Raw genomic sequence first — 14,521 nt, 5'->3', positions numbered from 1 at the left:
GGCCTCCAGGCTTAGCCGGCCCCCGGCGCTGAACTAGCTGGACTATTGCTCGACCGGAAGCCGCTCGTGCTGCGGCTCGGCGTGGTGGAACACCTGTCCAAGATCACGCGCGTCGAACGTCTGGCCGCAGACTGGGCAGTAGACAAAGTGCTTCGATTCGTCCTCCACCGCCCCGTCATGCGGCTTGCCTTGGTAGCCCGTCCGGTTGGCCGAACGCGTTTTCGGCAGCGCCGGTGGCGCGGGAGGTTTTCGAGAAACGTGCGAACCCTTGATGGAGGGTGCGAGGTCGCCGGGTCGCCTCAAGCCGCCCCCTGCCTCAGTGCATCGACGATGACCTTGAAGGCGGGCAGATTCTGCCGTCGGCTCGGATAGTAGATGTAGTAGCCCGGAAACTTCGGGCACCAGTCGTCCAGTACCTGGACGAGATTGCCAGATGCGATGTGACGCTCGACGAGGTTCTCCGGCACGAAGGCGATGCCGTACCCCTTCAGAGCCGCATCCACCATGGCGTAGGAGGCGTTGAAGGTGAGCTGCCCGTCCACCCGGACGCGAAGCTCATGACCCTCCTTCTCGAACTCCCAGCCATAGAGCCCGCCGCCACGTGTCTGGCGCATGTTCATGCAGTTGTGTCCAATCAGCTCCTGCGGGTGGCGAGGCGCAGGATGTGAGGCGAAATAGTCGTGCGAGGCGACGGCGACCATCCGCCAGTCAGGACCGATGCGGACCGCGATCATGTCCTTCTCGACACTTTCGCCAAGACGCACCCCAGCGTCGAAGCCATCCTCGACGATGTTGCGCAGCCCGTTGTCGATGCTGAGCTCCAGCTTGATGTCGGGATACGCCGCGAGCGCCGGCCTGAGCTTCGGCCAGACGAGGCTGTCGAACGCGTGATCCGAAAGAGTCAGCCGGATGGTTCCGGCGGGCTTGTCGCGAAACTCCATGAGCGCGGCGATTTCCGCCTCGATTTCCGCAACACGCGGTGCAAGCGCCCGCCCTAGGCGCTCGCCGGCCTCGGTCGTCGCCACGCTGCGGGTCGTGCGCATGAGCAGGCGGATACCCATGCGTGTTTCCAACCGCTTGATCGTGTGGCTGAGTGTGGACTGCGTCATGCCGAGCTTGGCGGCGGCGCGCGTGAAGCTCTTTTCCTCGGCAACGGCCAGGAACCACAAGAGGTCGTTGAAATCTTCCTTGGCCATGTCGCTGCCTCGCACCGATCGGGGAAGATTTATGCTTCCCATCGATCAATGCAAGCGAATTAGCGCCCCTAATCCTCTTGATCGGGAGCAGCTACCCTGCAGGTCCGACAAGCCAACAGCCAGTCGTGTTGGCTTTCCCGCGAACCGAAAGGTGAAGGCCATGGAACTGACCATTAACGGCTCGACATTTCAGGTCGACGTCGAACCAGACACGCCTCTGCTCTGGGTGCTGCGCGATGTGCTGGGCATGACCGGCACAAAATATGGCTGCGGCGTCGCCCAGTGCGGCGCATGCACGGTGCTGATCGATGGACAGGCCACGCGGTCCTGCGTGATGACCGTGGACAGCGTCGTCGGAACGGCGATCACGACGATCGAGGCGATCGAGCAGGACACCGAGGGCCGGAAGGTGGTCGAGGCGTGGGTTGCCAACCAGGTGCCGCAATGCGGCTACTGCCAGTCCGGCCAGGTGATGGCGGCGACGGCGCTGCTCAAGCAGACGCCGCAGCCCACTGAGGACGACATCGCCGGCGCGATGGTGAACCTCTGCCGCTGCGGCACATACAACGCGATCTCGGCTGCCGTCCGGCAGGCCGTCCGGGCGTGAGGAGGCAACCATGAACGACATGACCCCCATCCGGGACCGCTCGTCCACGCGCCGCGAGGAGGGACCGCTCAACATCTCTCGTCGCGGCTTCCTTGGCGGCGCCGCAGCGCTCGTTCTTTCGGTCACCGTGCCGGTCGGACGTGCCAGGGCGCAGGCCGGTACACCATCCGTCGCACCTGGCACGCGAATCGCCGCCTTCCTGGAAATCCGCCCTGATAGCACGGTGCTGTTCCGTAGCGCCTTCATCGAGGGCGGGCAGGGCATCTTTACCGCCATGGCGCAGATCGTCGGCGAAGAGCTGGATCTCGATCCAACGCAGTTCGTCGTGGAAGGAGCGCCTCCCGGTCCTGACTATCTGCTGACCGGCGGCGGCCGTTTTACTGGCGGCAGCATGTCGGTGCGGATGAGCTACGAGACGATGCGCAGGCTTGGCGCATCCGCGCGCCAGATGCTGCTGCAGGCGGCCGCCGAACGACTCGGCGTCCAGCTATCGGAGCTTTCCACGGAACCGGGCCAAGTCGTGCATACCGCGAGCGGTCAAGCAATCCCTTACGGCGAGATTGCCGATGCAGCCGCCGATCTGCCAGTGCCAAACGATATCGTGCTGCGCTCTCCCGACAGCTTTCGCTGGATCGGCAAGCCCGTTCGGCGGCTCGACGCGCGCGACAAGTCCACGGGGCGCGCGCAGTACGCGATCGACCTCAAGGTGGACGGCATGCTTCACGCCGCCGTCCAGCATAGCCCGCGCCTCGGCGGTGAGCCGGGCGCGCTGGCGAATGAGGCGGAGGTGCTCGCCATGCCCGGCGTGCACTCGATTCACCGCTTGCCTGGGGCAGTGGCGGTCGTCGCCGACGGGTGGTGGCGGGCGCGCCGCGCGGTGGAAACTCTGCAGGTGACCTGGACGGAGCCTGCGGCTGCAACGCCTCGCGCCATGCCGGCTGATTTCTCCTCCGAGACCCACAAGGCCATGTTGAAGTCGACACCCGGAGACGGCGTCGCTTTCGAGCAGGAAGGTGACGCCGCGGGTGCCCTTGCAGGTGCGGCCCAGGTCGTGGAGGCGACGTACGACGCGCCCTATCTCGTGCACGGCCAGCTCGAGCCGCCATCGGCGATCGCGCGCTGGAACGAGGGCGGGACTCTCGAGCTTTGGATCCCAAACCAGGCGCCCGAGATGTTCCAGGCCGAGGCTGCAAAGGTCGCGGGCATCGAGCCGGGCAAGGTGATCATCCATTCGCCGATGCTCGGCGGCTTCTTCGGGCGGCACTTCCTTTATCAGACGGCCAACCCGTTCCCGCAGGCGATCCTGCTGGCGAAGGCGGCAGGTCGTCCCGTCAAGCTCATCTGGAGCCGCGAGGAGGAATTCCTGCGCGACACGTTGAGACCAATGGGGGTCGCCCGTTTTCGCGCCGGTCTCGACGCCGACGGTTTGCCGGTCGTTCTGGATGCCGTTGCGGTGGGTGAAGGTCCAACAGGACGTTGGTTCGGCCGCCAGCCGGACAAGGTGGACAGCTCCGCCGTCGAAGGCATCGCGGGCAAAGTCTATGCGATTCCGAACCGGCGCGTCGGCCAGATTCACGTCGACGACCCGGCGATCATCGGCTTCTGGCGGTCGGTCGGTCATTCGATGAACGACTTCTTCTACGAGACGTTCTTCGATGAAATGGCCGACGCAGGTCAGCAGGACCCCTACGAACTGCGGCTGCGGCTTCTCGCGGACAGCCCGCGCCACAGCAATCTTCTGCAGGCAGCCGCCGATCTGTCCGGGGGGTGGAAGCGCGGTCCTTTCGCGGCAGAGGACGGCAGCCGCCGCGCGCGCGGCGTCGCGATGGCCTCGCCCTTCGGCAGCGAGGTGGCGACGATCGCCGAAGTCTCGCTGCGCGACGGCGAGGTCGTCGCGCACCAGATCTGGGTGGCTATCGATCCCGGAAGCATCGTCAATCCGGCCATCATCGAGGCGCAGGTGAACTCGGCGGTCGCACTTGGCCTGTCCTCGGCGCTGCTGGAGGAAGTCGTTTATGTCGACGGCATGCCGCAGGCCCGCAACTTCGACGCCTATCCCATCCTGCCGCCCGACAAGATGCCGCGGGTGCATGTGCGCATCGTCGAAAGCGGTGCGCCGATGGGCGGCATCGGCGAGCCTGGCCTGCCGGGCGTGCCGCCTGCGGTGGTCAATGCCGCCTCGGTGCTCACCGGCCAGCGTATCCGCAGCCTGCCCCTCTCGAAGCTCGACCTGAAAGGCATGAAAGGATGAGGAATTTCGTACTACCTGCCTTGATTGCAGCAACCTGGGCAACGGATTTGTCCGTTGCCCAGGAGGCGAATCCCGGTTCAGGGGAGCGCCTGTTCCGGCAGCGCTGCGGGGCCTGCCACCAGATCGCGACCACCCGGAACGGTGCCGGACCTCACCTGCAGGGTGTGGTCGGCCGCGCCGCCGCCAGCGTCGAAGGCTTCAACTACTCTCCCGCCCTGCGCGACTCAGGCATCACCTGGACGCCCGAGACGCTGGAAACCTACCTCGCGAATCCGACTGCCATGGTGGGCGGCACACGAATGGTTCAGCGCTTCAACAGCGCAGACGAGCGGCACGCCATCATCGAGTTCCTGAGTAGCCTGTAGCGCGGCTCCAAGGCTTGCTTTGGGCCGTACCCCGGATCGAATCGGACCGCCCGGCATTTGCGACTTGCCCGCCGATATCCGTGGCGGCGCTTACATGTCGGTATTCGAACGCATCGTGCTGCCGGCGCTCACTCGCTACAAGCCTGACTTGATTGTCGTACCATCGGGCTTCGATGCCTCAGCGGCCGACCCGCTGGGACGTATGATGCTGCACAGCGGCAGCTACCGCGAGATGACGCGGCTGCTGATGCAGGCGGCGGACGATCTCTGCGGCGGGCGGCTGATGATGTCGCATGAAGGCGGCTATTCGGCTTCCTACGTGCCCTATTGCGGGCTGGCGGTGATGGAGCAATTGTCCGGCATCGAGACTGATATCGATGATCCTTTCCTGCCGGTCTTCGAAGGCTACGCCGGCCAGCCCCTGCAGCCGCATCAGGCGGCCGCCATCGCCAAGGCGGAGGAATTGGTGGGCGGCATCGGATAGCTTTGAGCCGATTGGCATTTCCTGCCGGATTTGCGAACGGACGAATTGTGCAGCGCGCGCCGTGCCGCCGCTCAAGGAGCGGCTGGGGATTGACCATGATCAGCGAGCGGCATTGCCATACCGACTGAACGACAATTGAACTTGCTGAAGGAGAAGGGGTCGGCGCCGGATTCGATGAGCGTCAGGCCACATGGCTGAGAGCGGGGCATTCCGCTCATCTTGAAATAAGTAGGTCCACGGTGGCCAAGGAAACCGCGGGCCTAGTTGTTTGAGAGTGTCGGTGTGTGTCGGGATCAGCTCTTGGGCGTTTTGACCTCCTAGACAATATATCACCGACCGGCTGGTCAGTCGTTGGTCTAGTTGGTCTTCAACTGGCCGACGCGGTTTTCGGCGATCCAGCGCGCGGCGAGCACCAGCGCGCCCATGCTGAAATCCTTGCCATGCTTGGCCACCATTTCTTCCGACAGCTTGGCCAGCCGTTCCAAAAATCCCACGAGCGCTATCACGCCTGGGGCGACGATCCGCTGCGTCAGGTCGCAGCCTACAGCCTGGAGGAAGTGACCGAGGCCGTTGACGAAGCCCATCGCAACCAGCTCTATGTCAGCGCTCATGCCATTGGCGAGGCGCCCCGTCAGGCTGGCGCTTGAAGGCGGGATCGATGTCATCGAGCATGGCTACGGCATATCGCCGGAGACACGGGCACTGCTGGTGGCAAAGGGGACGATCGTCGTCTCCACGATCTCGCAACTGTATTTCCATCGCGCGGCCTATGATGCCTATCACTACCCGCAGTGGGAGCGGGAGGTTTACGAGCGCCACTGGGCGGCAATGCAGCGCGATTTTCGCTGGGTCTCGCGGCCGGCGTGCGGTACGCGCTCGGTACCGATCTGATTGGTGGGCCGACACATCCGTTGCATGAGGCGGCGACGGAATTCCGGCTCGCGGTCGAGTGGGGCATGAGCAAGCACGAGGCGCTGCTCGCACGAACGATCGTAGCTGCCGAAGCGCTCGACCTCGCATCGGAAACAGGCAGCATCGAGGTGGGCAAGGCCGCCGACATCATCGCGGTCGATGGCAATCCCTTGCTCGATGTCACGACCCTCAAGAAGCCGATCCTGGTGATGAAGTTGGGACGCTTTGCCAGGCAACCACTGCCTGTCTGATCGACGAGGACGAGAACGGCGGGCGGGGACCGGTGTTCTCGCCGTCCCCGGCGAAGGCTCGTTCTATTGACGGATGCCGAGCACCTCACCGAGCGCGAGATCGCGGATCTTGCCCTGCTCCCTGAAGATGATTTCGGTCAGGGACTCGGCATTGTCACGGATATTTGCCGCAATCGCCTTCACATATCCGGCGCGCTCGATTGGCGGCAGTGCCGCCCATGCTGGCTGCGCCTTGCGGGCTGCTGCAACCTCATCGACAGTTGCGGCCGACGCGAGGGGGATGTCGGCAATCCGCTCCTCGGTTGCTGGATTGAAAACCTCGATTCGGCTCGCCGCATCGGCATCTTCGACGAAACGCCCATTGATGAAATGCTTATAGATGTCATGGAAATCCTCCCTTCGAGCTTGGCTTCAGGCGACGGGCATACGTGCGACGATCTTGCCTGACACTTCGCGGCGGCGAAGGCGTCCAAGCGCGTCGGGTATGGCAGCGAAGTCGATCACTTCCTCAACCATCGGATCGAGTTGACCGGCCGCAAGCCGCCTCATCAGCTCATCGCCAATCGTCTTGAAATCACGCTGGGTCGGCAGATGACCGGAGAAATACGCGCCGCCCAACGCCACCTCGTGCACGGATGCCGCGTATATGGCGGCACATTCGCCATGACCGGCAGCGGATCGATCGACAGGAGTTGGCCGTTGTAGTGGATGAAGCCCAAAGACTTGAGCGCGTCGCCGGGATTGGCCACCTCAAGCATGATGTCGATGCTGTAGCTGCCTTCCGCTTCAGCCCGAACCTTGGCCACCAGATCGGCGTCCCGATAGTCGAAGACGATTTCGGCGCCGAGCTTGCGAACCGCATCGTGGTGCTCGGGCTTGGCAAGCGCGACAATCCTGGCTCCAGCCTGGCGCGCAAGCTGGACAGCGAACCCGCCGACACCGCCATTGGCGCCCTGGATTAGGATGGCCTGACCCGCCGCGAGCCGTGCCTTGCGAACAGTGCCTGGTAGGCCGTGTATCCCGCGCAGGGGATCGCGGCGGCATCCACGATGGCCTGGCACATCTGGCCGAGGTCGGCTTCTACCGAGAGGTTCGGGTCAAAGGTTTTGACAGCATGTTGATTCGCACTCTGATCACCGCGCGGCGCCAGCTTCTCAAGATGCGTTTGCAGATATCCAACCAGATCCGCGGATTGATGAAGACGTTCGGCCTTGTTGTGCCCAAAGGGGCCGGCAGCGTGTTCGAGCGCAACGTTCGCAACCTTCTGCAGGGCGAGGAAAAGCTGGCGCGGATCGTCGTGCCAATGCTTCGGGCCTGGAGTGATATCCGACACCAGACAGCAGAGCTGACCAAGCAGTTGGCCGCGATGGCGCATAACGACCAGCACTGCCGACTGCTCATGTCAGTGCCCGGTGTAGGCACCGTCACAGCCACCGCCTTTGCAGCAGCCGTGGAGGATCCGGCGAACTTCAGGAATTCTCGCTCCGTGGGCGCATGGGTGGGCCTGACGCCAAGGCGCTACCAGTCCGGCGAGGTCGATCATGACGGCCATATCTCGCGCCGTGGCGACAATCAGTTGCGCGGACTGCTATACGAGGCGGCCGCGGTCATTCTGAACCGGTCGACGGATACCAGCACCCTGCGAACCTGGGCGTTGGAGCTCAAAGAACGGCTCGGCTTCAAGCGAGCGGCCGTGGCCCTGGCGCGCAAGCTGGCAGTGATCATGCATGCGATGCTCCGGACGGGCGAGCTATTCGATCCGCACGGAGGAATACCCGCCGCCGCCTGATCTGCATATGCCTGCGACGATTTCTTCACTCAACCGATAGCGTTCTTCCAGGACGCACCGAGCCGTCCCTGCCGGGACGTGGCTGAGATCATTCCGCGAAGCGGGAAGCAACCGAAGCAACTGCCTCCTTAGCAGAGTGCGTAACGAACATAGGAAGATCTCACCAGCGAAACTCATCCTGCGGCGATCAGCTTTGCATCGACCGCGTAGACGACCCTGTACCCGGCATGCGAACGAGCATCGGCAAAAAGGACGGCCGCCTTGCACTCACCCCTTGACGGTCGAGCGATTAGACGACCCGCTGCGCGGGATGGGCGCATGGGGTGAGGTAGAGATCACGAACCGGTCATTCCGGATGACAGGTTGCGTGAAGCGGTCCGCGTGGTGCTGGGTGGCGCAAGAAGGATGGTTCAGTCGAAGAAGCCTGCATCCTCTTCCCGGAGATACTTCCTGGCTGCTTCGGCGTCGATGTCGAGGCCCAGCCCCGGCGCTTCCAGCAAGTCCACCATGCTGTCCTTCACGATCTGCGACGGCAGGCCGATTACGAGGTCCTCCCACCAGGGGTCGGAGGCGCTCGGGTATTCGAAGGCAATGAAGTTGGCGGGCAGGGTGGCGCAGACATTGATCAGCGCGCCGAGGCCGAGAAGGCCGTTCGCGGTGCCGTGCGGTGCCATCAGGATCGAGTGCATACAGGCGTGCTCGGCGACCCATTTGAGCTCGGCAATGCCGCCAATATCGGCCGGATCGGGGCCGATGACCCGCACCGCCTGCGTTTCGATCAGCTCCTTGAAATTGTGCCGCAGGTATATCTGCTCGCCGGTATGAATTGGCGTCGAGGTGGCGGTGGTCAGCTCCCGATAGGCCTGCGGATTGACCCACGGCACATAGTCGCCGGTCAGCATGTCCTCGAGCCACATCAAATTGTACTTCTCGACCGCGCGAGCGAACTTGATCGCATCGGACAGCATCCAGCCCGGGCCGCAGTCGAGCGCCAGGCTGACCTTGTCGCCCAGCACTTCCTTCATCGCGATCACGCAGTCGAGCATGTGGTTGAAACCGCGCTCGCTGATGACGCCCTGATCCATGGCACCGTGGTAGCCAGCCTTATTCTGCTTCACGCCGTAATGGAAGTCCTCGATGGTATCCTTCATGTTGGAGTGGAACGAGATCCCTTGCTTGATCATGAAGAAATTCTGCGGCTGCTCCATCATCCATTTCACGTCAGCGGCGTAATCCTCCGGCCGGTCCCCCGTTCGCTTCTGGCGGATCGAGCCGTTATAGACGCGCACCTTGTCGCGCACCTTGCCGCCGAGCAGTTTGTAGGCCGGCACGCCTGCAGCCTTGCCGGCAATGTCCCACAGCGCATGCTCGATAGCGCTTACCGCCGCGCCATAGGGCTTGAAAGAGCCGCGTTGGCGGATCTTCAGCATCACCCGCTCGACGTCGGTCGGGTCCTCGCCGATCAGCGCCTCGCGGAAATGCAGCACCCAGGGTTTGAGGTAGGTCTTGGTGAACTCGACTTCGCCAAGGCCATAGAGGCCCTCGTCGGTAACGATGCGGACGATGGGATGTTTGCCGATCACGGCGCAGCGGAGGTCGGTGATCTTCATCTTCGGTTCTTTTCGCCTCAGCTCCAGGTGCGGTCCCAGGAATACTCGTTGTCCCAATGATCCGTAGGCTGCCAGATGCCGGTGACACCCGGCTGCAGATGCTTCGAGATCACCTCGTCGACGACGTCGTCAATCCCCAGACCCGGTCTGTCCGGAACAGTGATAAAGCCGTCCTTCACGAGCGGCTTGGAAACGCCGGCGACGATATCGTCCCACCAGTCGACATCGGCAGAGTGGTATTCGAGCGCCATGAAGTTTTCGGTCGCGGTCGCGACATGTGCCGCGGCCATTGCGGCGATTGGACTTTCGGCCATATGGATGGCCATTGCGACGCCGTGGTCCTGGGCCATGTCGCCGATCTTCTTGGTCTCGAGGATGCCCCCGCTGGTGAGCAGGTCCGGGTGGATAATGGAGAGGCCGCCGCTCTTGAGCAGAGGCTCGAAGCCTTCCTTAAGGTAGATGTCCTCGCCGGTGCAGATCGGCACCGTCGTGGCGCCCTGCAGTTGCCGGAACTGCTCGGTGTACTGCCATGGGATCACATCCTCGAGCCAGGCCGGCACGTATTTTTCAATCCGCCTAGCGAGCCGAATGCCGTCCTGCAGCGAGATGTGGCCGACATGGTCAATGGCGAGCGGAATATCCATGCCGATAACATCGCGAACCTCGGCAATGTACTGTTCAAGCAGGTCGAGGCCCTTGTCGGAAAAGTGGAGGCCGGTAAACGGATGGGGGACGTTATGCAAATCGTAAGCGGCATTGCGGGCGCGCCGCTCCTCCATGGTCTTGACCGGGCCGCGGCCGGGATGGATGCGGTACCCTTCAAGTGAACCGGCAGGGGAGACGACCGCACCGGGTACATCCGCGATCTGCATCAGCCCCAGATCCATCTTGAGGAAGGTGAAGCCGAGCGCCATGCGCTGCTTGAGGCGCTTGCCGGTCTCGGTGCCGCTCGGCACGGTAGCGTCGGTGTCGCAATAGACGCGCACCTTCTCCCGAAACCGGCCGCCGAGCATCTGGTAGATGGGAACGCCATAGGCCTTGCCGGCGAGATCCCACAACGCGATCTCGACCGCCGAGACGCCGCCGCCTTGCCGGCCATGGCCACCGAACTGCTTGATCCGGCGAAACAGGCGGTCGATGTCGCAAGGGTTCTCGCCAAGCAGCCGGCTCTTCAGCATCAGCGCGTAGGTGGCACTGGCGCCGTCGCGCACCTCGCCAAGCCCGACGATGCCCTGGTTGGTGTAAATCTTGAGCAGGGTCGAGGTGAACGGCGCGCCGACGATTTCGGCTACCCGCATGTCGGTGATACGAAGCTGGGATGGCTTGGAGTTCGCGTTTACCCGATTGAGCGCTTCGTCGGCGCCACCTGTCTTTGCCATGACTTATCCTCGTTTTCGGCTTGTCGTCCCGCACCCTGGGCCGGCATAGAGTGTTGCTAGCCCAGCTCAATCTCGTGGGCCTGCAAGTAGTCGCGGTCCATCTCAATACCGAGACCAGGCTTCGACGTCAGCTTGAGGCTGCCGTTCGAAACGTCGAGTGGTCTGTCGATCAGGTGATCGTATTTGCCCAGGTTCCATTCCGATGTTTCGAGTTTGTAGAAGTTGGGAACGGTCATCATCACCTGCGCTCCCGCAACCACGTTGATCGGTCCCGCGGCGTCATGTGGCGAGACCGGCACGTAGTAGGCTTCGCACAGCGCAGAAATCTTCTTGAGTTCGGTAATGCCGCCGGTCCAGGTAACGTCGGGCATGATGTAGTCGGCGAGCCTGTTCTCGAGTACCGGCACGAAATCCCACTTCGTGTGGCCGCGCTCGCCCCACGAGATGGCGGTATTGACCTTCTCACGCACCTGCTTGAGGGCGTTAAGGCTCTCGGGCGGGCAGGGCTCCTCAAACCAGTCGATCTGGCCGGCCTCCTCGAGGCTCCGACACAGGCGAATGGCGGTGGGGACATCGAAGCGGCCGTGCGCATCGATGAGAATGTCGACATCGGGTCCTGCCGTTTCGCGGATCAGAGCCGTGAGTTCGGCGGCTTCGCGCTCGTCCTTGCGAGTCATGCTGCCATCGAGGTAGCCGTCTCGCTGTTCGCGGGGCAGGCCATCGGCGCTGCGGCCCTGGTGGGGGTAGGGATCGAACTTGAGCGCAGTGTGTCCGGACTCGACAATGTCAAGAATTTCGCGGACCACAGCCTCCTTGCTGGTGAATTTGGCCTGGTTGGGATGGGTGTAGAGCGCGATTTCATCGCGTACCGGCCCGCCAAGCAGCTCGTAAATCGGCTTGCCGAGGACTTTGCCCCGGATGTCCCAGAGGGCAATATCGATGGCGCTCACGCATTCGACGGCGGCGCCGCGGCTTCCCATGTAGGTGAAGCTGCGGAAGATCTTGTGCCAGAGATGCTCGATATGCGCCGGATCCTCGCCTGTCACGGCGACGCCGATCTGCCGCAGGATCGTGCAGAGGGCGCGGTTGGCGAGCCTTGTCGTGGTGGTGATCTCTCCCCAGCCACTCACTCCCTCGTCGGTCGTCACTTCGACGAACAGGAACTCTCCCCAGTAGGAAGCATCGGACTTGATCAGCCACGGCCGAATGCTCGTGATTTTCATCTCAACTACCTTTGCCTGAAAATGGTCAGCTAACGATGTTCTGGACTGGACATTCTATCCGGCCCGAGCGGCGTTGCGCGCTCGCATCTGTTCGAGAATATGCCGGCCCGAACCCTCGACATGGCGGGAAACGAGTTCGGCCGCCTTGTCGGCCTCTCCCGCCTTCACAAGCGCGATGAGTTCGCGGTGCTCGCGCATGATCGCGGCACGTCGCGCCAGCGTGAAAATGAAACGACGGCTCACGGCTCGCAGCACTTCGCGATGCTTCCACCAAAGCTCGGCGGCGTGGCGGTTGTAGTGCCGCTGGTACATCACGGTGTGGAAAGCGGTATCCAGCTCACTATGCCTGAATGTGTCGGCGAAATTGTTCTCTTCGATCAGGCCTTGGAGACGTTCGAGTTCGGCGATGTCCTCGCCGGTAGCCATATTCACAAACCATCGTGTCAGGGCTGGCTCGATCAGAACACCGATCTCGTAGATATCCCGGACAAAATCTTGATCAATGGGTCGGACGCGCGCCCCGCGGTTGGCGACAAAGGTGACAAACCCTTCGCCGCGCAACAACTGCAGGGCCTCGCGCACAGGATTGGTCGAAGTGCCGTGACGCCGGGCGAGATCGGTGACGACAAGCCGTTCGTTGGCGGCGAGCCGTCCCTCGATGATATCTTCTCTGATCAATTCATAAAGCGAGGCGCCCTCGCTGGAGGCCCCGATGGGATCGGTCCCCACCGGTGGCATCGCTTTGAAATCGCTTATTTCGGCCAAGGCCGGCTCCCCAATTTAATACATACTTTGCCCGGTATCACACACGGCTTTCGCAAACAATGTACGATCTGGCGCGTTGACAGGCAATCCATGATCTGAAAACGTACCAAGCGATCGAGAGGATACACTGAGTTGAAAGAGGCATCCTCGCGATCGAAACGAGCAAGGACCGCTTTAGGGCGGCATGGGAGAACCAGGGAGGATACCTATGACGAGAATTGCGCTCGGCAGTGCCGTCCTGCGCGGCACTGTCGCCACTGCTTTGATGGCATCCCTGACGTCTACTTCGGCGCTGGGTGCGCCACCGGTCGACCTGAGCAAGTGGTCGCCGGAATATGTGCGCTCGATTGCGGGCACACAGGATTTTGACACGGCTGCCGATTGCGCCAAGGTTACCCCGCTCGACTACAAGGGGCGACTGACTTTCTGGTATCAGGGCGTGTTCGAGGGCGACCCCGACCTCCTGCGCCAGTACTACAAGGATTTCTTCGAGACCTTCCGCAAGACATATCCGAACATCCAGCTCGAGGAACAAGCCCTCACCTATAACGACCTTCTCGACAAGTTCCGCACGGCGCTCCTGGGCAATGCCGCGCCGATGGCGGTCCGCCTGCAAATCCTGGGTGGTACCGAGTTCGCCTCAAAGGGCTATCTGCAGCCGCTCAAGCCAGAGGATGTGGGGTATTCGACCGAGGATTTCTGGCCCGGCGCCATGAAGGCCGTGACCTGGGAGGGCGTGACCTACGGCATTCCGACCAACAACGAGACGATGGCGTTCATCTGGAACGCCGACATCTTCAAGCGTGCGGGCCTCGATCCGGACAAGGCTCCGGCAACCTGGGAAGATGTCGTCAAATATTCCAAGCAGATCCACGACAAGCTCGGCATTGCCGGCTACGGCCTCGTGGCGCGCAAGAATGCCGGCAATACGCCGTACCGTTTCATGCCACAGCTGTGGGCCTATGGCGGCGGCGTCTTCGACGAAGCCACCGCGAATCCGACCTATGAGCAGGTCCAGCTCGATAGCCCGCAGAGCAAGGCGGCGCTGCAAGCCTCCTACGACATGTATGTTCGCGACAAGTCGGTTCCGGTTTCGGCGCTCACCAACCAGCAGGCCGATAACCAGCCCCTGTTCGTCGCCGGCCAGCTCGGCATGATGATCTCGCACCCGTCCGATTACAACGTCATGCTCGACCTGCAGAAAAAGGCGACGGGCACCGACAAGGACAAGGCGCAGACGGTCATCGACAACATGCGCTACGGCCTGATTCCAACTGGCCCCGACGGCAAGCGCGCCGTCGTGTTCGGCGGCTCTAACATTCACATCCTGAAGCCCGAATATGTCGAGGGCGGCAAGGTAGACGAGCCTGCTGCAAAGGCTATCATCTGCATGTGGACGAGCCCTGAGTGGTCGCTGAAGATGGCCTACGCCGGATCAAACCCAGGCAACCTTAACGGCTTCAAAACCAAGTGGATGAAGGAACGTCTGGACAACATCAAGTTCCTGGATGTCACGACCTCGATGCTGCCATACGGCATTCCGTTCCCAGCGCTGCCGCAGGCCCCCGAGATCATGAACATCATCATCCCGGACATGCTGCAGAATGCCCTGACCGGAGCGATGACCGTCGACGAGGCAGCGGAGGACGCGGCCAAGAAGGTAAAAGACGTGATGGGCGGACTCTAGTC

17 protein-coding genes and 2 pseudogenes are annotated in these 14,521 nt (G+C 62.5%); 9 read left to right on the top strand and 10 right to left on the bottom strand.

The genetic code is table 11. The features are described from left to right. Positions 1-42 precede the first annotated feature (42 nt). Positions 43-303, bottom strand: a complete 261-nt coding sequence (locus NKI59_RS28335; protein ID WP_352641576.1) for a hypothetical protein — start codon at positions 301-303, stop codon at positions 43-45. Beyond that, entirely contained in the window at positions 300-1,196 is an 897-nt protein-coding gene (locus NKI59_RS28330; protein WP_352708035.1) for a LysR family transcriptional regulator, read from the bottom strand. The genes NKI59_RS28335 and NKI59_RS28330 overlap by 4 nt, the downstream gene beginning before the upstream one ends. Positions 1,197-1,356: 160 nt before the next feature. On the opposite strand from NKI59_RS28330, the gene NKI59_RS28325 reads away from it, so the two are divergent. The 5 genes and pseudogenes from NKI59_RS28325 to NKI59_RS28305 form a co-directional block, all read left to right on the top strand. Beyond that, positions 1,357-1,803, top strand: a complete 447-nt coding sequence (locus tag NKI59_RS28325) for a (2Fe-2S)-binding protein (protein WP_352623742.1) — start codon at positions 1,357-1,359, stop codon at positions 1,801-1,803. A gap of 10 nt (positions 1,804-1,813) precedes the next feature. After that, positions 1,814-4,054 (top strand): xanthine dehydrogenase family protein molybdopterin-binding subunit, encoded by a 2,241-nt coding sequence (locus tag NKI59_RS28320; RefSeq protein ID WP_352623744.1) that lies wholly within the window; start codon positions 1,814-1,816, stop codon positions 4,052-4,054. After that, positions 4,051-4,419, top strand: coding sequence for a c-type cytochrome (locus tag NKI59_RS28315; RefSeq protein WP_352623746.1), 369 nt, complete (start codon positions 4,051-4,053; stop codon positions 4,417-4,419). Before NKI59_RS28320 ends, NKI59_RS28315 begins: the two co-directional genes overlap by 4 nt. A 19-nt stretch (positions 4,420-4,438) precedes the next feature. Continuing rightward, entirely contained in the window at positions 4,439-4,903 is a 465-nt protein-coding gene (locus NKI59_RS28310; protein ID WP_352708034.1) for an arginase family protein, read from the top strand. Beyond that, positions 4,902-5,042 (top strand): annotated as a pseudogene (locus NKI59_RS28305) (short-chain fatty acyl-CoA regulator family protein); the annotation flags it as partial. The gene NKI59_RS28310 and the pseudogene NKI59_RS28305, both read left to right, overlap by 2 nt. 217 nt (positions 5,043-5,259) lie before the next feature. Here NKI59_RS28305 and NKI59_RS28300 read toward each other — a convergent pair. After that, entirely contained in the window at positions 5,260-5,487 is a 228-nt protein-coding gene (locus NKI59_RS28300; protein ID WP_352623748.1) for a hypothetical protein, read from the bottom strand. A 13-nt stretch (positions 5,488-5,500) separates the two neighbouring features. On the opposite strand from NKI59_RS28300, the gene NKI59_RS28295 reads away from it, so the two are divergent. Both NKI59_RS28295 and NKI59_RS28290 read left to right on the top strand, forming a co-directional pair. After that, positions 5,501-5,794 (top strand): amidohydrolase family protein, encoded by a 294-nt coding sequence (locus tag NKI59_RS28295; protein WP_352623750.1) that lies wholly within the window; start codon positions 5,501-5,503, stop codon positions 5,792-5,794. Beyond that, positions 5,767-6,066, top strand: coding sequence for an amidohydrolase family protein (locus NKI59_RS28290; RefSeq protein WP_352623752.1), 300 nt, complete (start codon positions 5,767-5,769; stop codon positions 6,064-6,066). Before NKI59_RS28295 ends, NKI59_RS28290 begins: the two co-directional genes overlap by 28 nt. Positions 6,067-6,129: 63 nt before the next feature. Here NKI59_RS28290 and NKI59_RS28285 read toward each other — a convergent pair whose 3' ends face one another. The 3 genes from NKI59_RS28285 to NKI59_RS28275 form a co-directional block, all read right to left on the bottom strand. Continuing rightward, on the bottom strand, positions 6,130-6,348 hold the full coding sequence (locus NKI59_RS28285; RefSeq protein ID WP_352708061.1) for an aldehyde dehydrogenase family protein: 219 nt from the start codon (positions 6,346-6,348) through the stop codon (positions 6,130-6,132). Between the two features lie 129 nt (positions 6,349-6,477). Further along, complete coding sequence (locus NKI59_RS28280) at positions 6,478-6,684, bottom strand: zinc-binding dehydrogenase (RefSeq protein ID WP_352623754.1); 207 nt, start codon at positions 6,682-6,684, stop codon at positions 6,478-6,480. Then, positions 6,615-7,127, bottom strand: coding sequence for a zinc-binding dehydrogenase (locus tag NKI59_RS28275; protein ID WP_352708033.1), 513 nt, complete (start codon positions 7,125-7,127; stop codon positions 6,615-6,617). Before NKI59_RS28275 ends, NKI59_RS28280 begins: the two co-directional genes overlap by 70 nt. On the opposite strand from NKI59_RS28275, the pseudogene NKI59_RS28270 reads away from it, so the two are divergent. Next, a pseudogene (locus NKI59_RS28270) lies at positions 7,115-7,855 on the top strand (IS110 family RNA-guided transposase); the annotation flags it as partial. The gene NKI59_RS28275 and the pseudogene NKI59_RS28270 sit on opposite strands and share 13 nt — an antisense overlap. Positions 7,856-8,265: 410 nt before the next feature. Here NKI59_RS28270 and NKI59_RS28265 read toward each other — a convergent pair. Genes NKI59_RS28265 through NKI59_RS28250 form a run of 4 tightly spaced genes read right to left on the bottom strand, consistent with a single transcriptional unit; the run spans position 8,266 to position 12,832 of the window. Beyond that, the gene (locus tag NKI59_RS28265; protein WP_352623758.1) at positions 8,266-9,465 is read right to left on the bottom strand and encodes a mandelate racemase/muconate lactonizing enzyme family protein; all 1,200 of its coding nucleotides are present in this window, start codon (positions 9,463-9,465) and stop codon (positions 8,266-8,268) included. Positions 9,466-9,482: 17 nt separating this feature from the next. Further along, the gene (locus NKI59_RS28260; RefSeq protein ID WP_352708031.1) at positions 9,483-10,844 is read right to left on the bottom strand and encodes a mandelate racemase/muconate lactonizing enzyme family protein; all 1,362 of its coding nucleotides are present in this window, start codon (positions 10,842-10,844) and stop codon (positions 9,483-9,485) included. A gap of 56 nt (positions 10,845-10,900) precedes the next feature. Then, a complete protein-coding gene (locus NKI59_RS28255) occupies positions 10,901-12,067 on the bottom strand; it encodes a mandelate racemase/muconate lactonizing enzyme family protein (protein WP_352623762.1) in 1,167 nt (388 codons plus the stop codon). Between the two features lie 54 nt (positions 12,068-12,121). Continuing rightward, positions 12,122-12,832, bottom strand: a complete 711-nt coding sequence (locus NKI59_RS28250; protein WP_352708029.1) for a GntR family transcriptional regulator — start codon at positions 12,830-12,832, stop codon at positions 12,122-12,124. A 208-nt stretch (positions 12,833-13,040) separates the two neighbouring features. Here NKI59_RS28250 and NKI59_RS28245 point away from each other — a divergent pair, with 208 nt between their 5' ends. Next, positions 13,041-14,519, top strand: coding sequence for an ABC transporter substrate-binding protein (locus NKI59_RS28245; RefSeq protein WP_352708028.1), 1,479 nt, complete (start codon positions 13,041-13,043; stop codon positions 14,517-14,519). The last annotated feature ends 2 nt before the right edge of the window (positions 14,520-14,521 follow it).

Source organism: Mesorhizobium sp. M0598, assembly GCF_040320865.1.
Classification (GTDB): domain Bacteria; phylum Pseudomonadota; class Alphaproteobacteria; order Rhizobiales; family Rhizobiaceae; genus Mesorhizobium.
This window is presented reverse-complemented; position numbering and strand designations above follow the sequence as displayed.

Excerpts from the sequence above, each read along its gene's own strand:
- NKI59_RS28245 (WP_352708028.1), top strand. The coding sequence starts at position 13,041 with ATGACGAGAATTGCGCTCGGCAGTGCCGTCCTGCGCGGCACTGTCGCC.
- NKI59_RS28265 (WP_352623758.1), bottom strand. The coding sequence starts at position 9,465 with ATGAAGATCACCGACCTCCGCTGCGCCGTGATCGGCAAACATCCCATC.
- NKI59_RS28330 (WP_352708035.1), bottom strand. The coding sequence starts at position 1,196 with ATGGCCAAGGAAGATTTCAACGACCTCTTGTGGTTCCTGGCCGTTGCC.
- NKI59_RS28315 (WP_352623746.1), top strand. The coding sequence starts at position 4,051 with ATGAGGAATTTCGTACTACCTGCCTTGATTGCAGCAACCTGGGCAACG.
- NKI59_RS28255 (WP_352623762.1), bottom strand. The coding sequence starts at position 12,067 with ATGAAAATCACGAGCATTCGGCCGTGGCTGATCAAGTCCGATGCTTCC.
- NKI59_RS28260 (WP_352708031.1), bottom strand. The coding sequence starts at position 10,844 with ATGGCAAAGACAGGTGGCGCCGACGAAGCGCTCAATCGGGTAAACGCG.
- NKI59_RS28300 (WP_352623748.1), bottom strand. The coding sequence starts at position 5,487 with ATGGGCTTCGTCAACGGCCTCGGTCACTTCCTCCAGGCTGTAGGCTGC.
- NKI59_RS28325 (WP_352623742.1), top strand. The coding sequence starts at position 1,357 with ATGGAACTGACCATTAACGGCTCGACATTTCAGGTCGACGTCGAACCA.
- NKI59_RS28295 (WP_352623750.1), top strand. The coding sequence starts at position 5,501 with ATGTCAGCGCTCATGCCATTGGCGAGGCGCCCCGTCAGGCTGGCGCTT.
- NKI59_RS28320 (WP_352623744.1), top strand. The coding sequence starts at position 1,814 with ATGAACGACATGACCCCCATCCGGGACCGCTCGTCCACGCGCCGCGAG.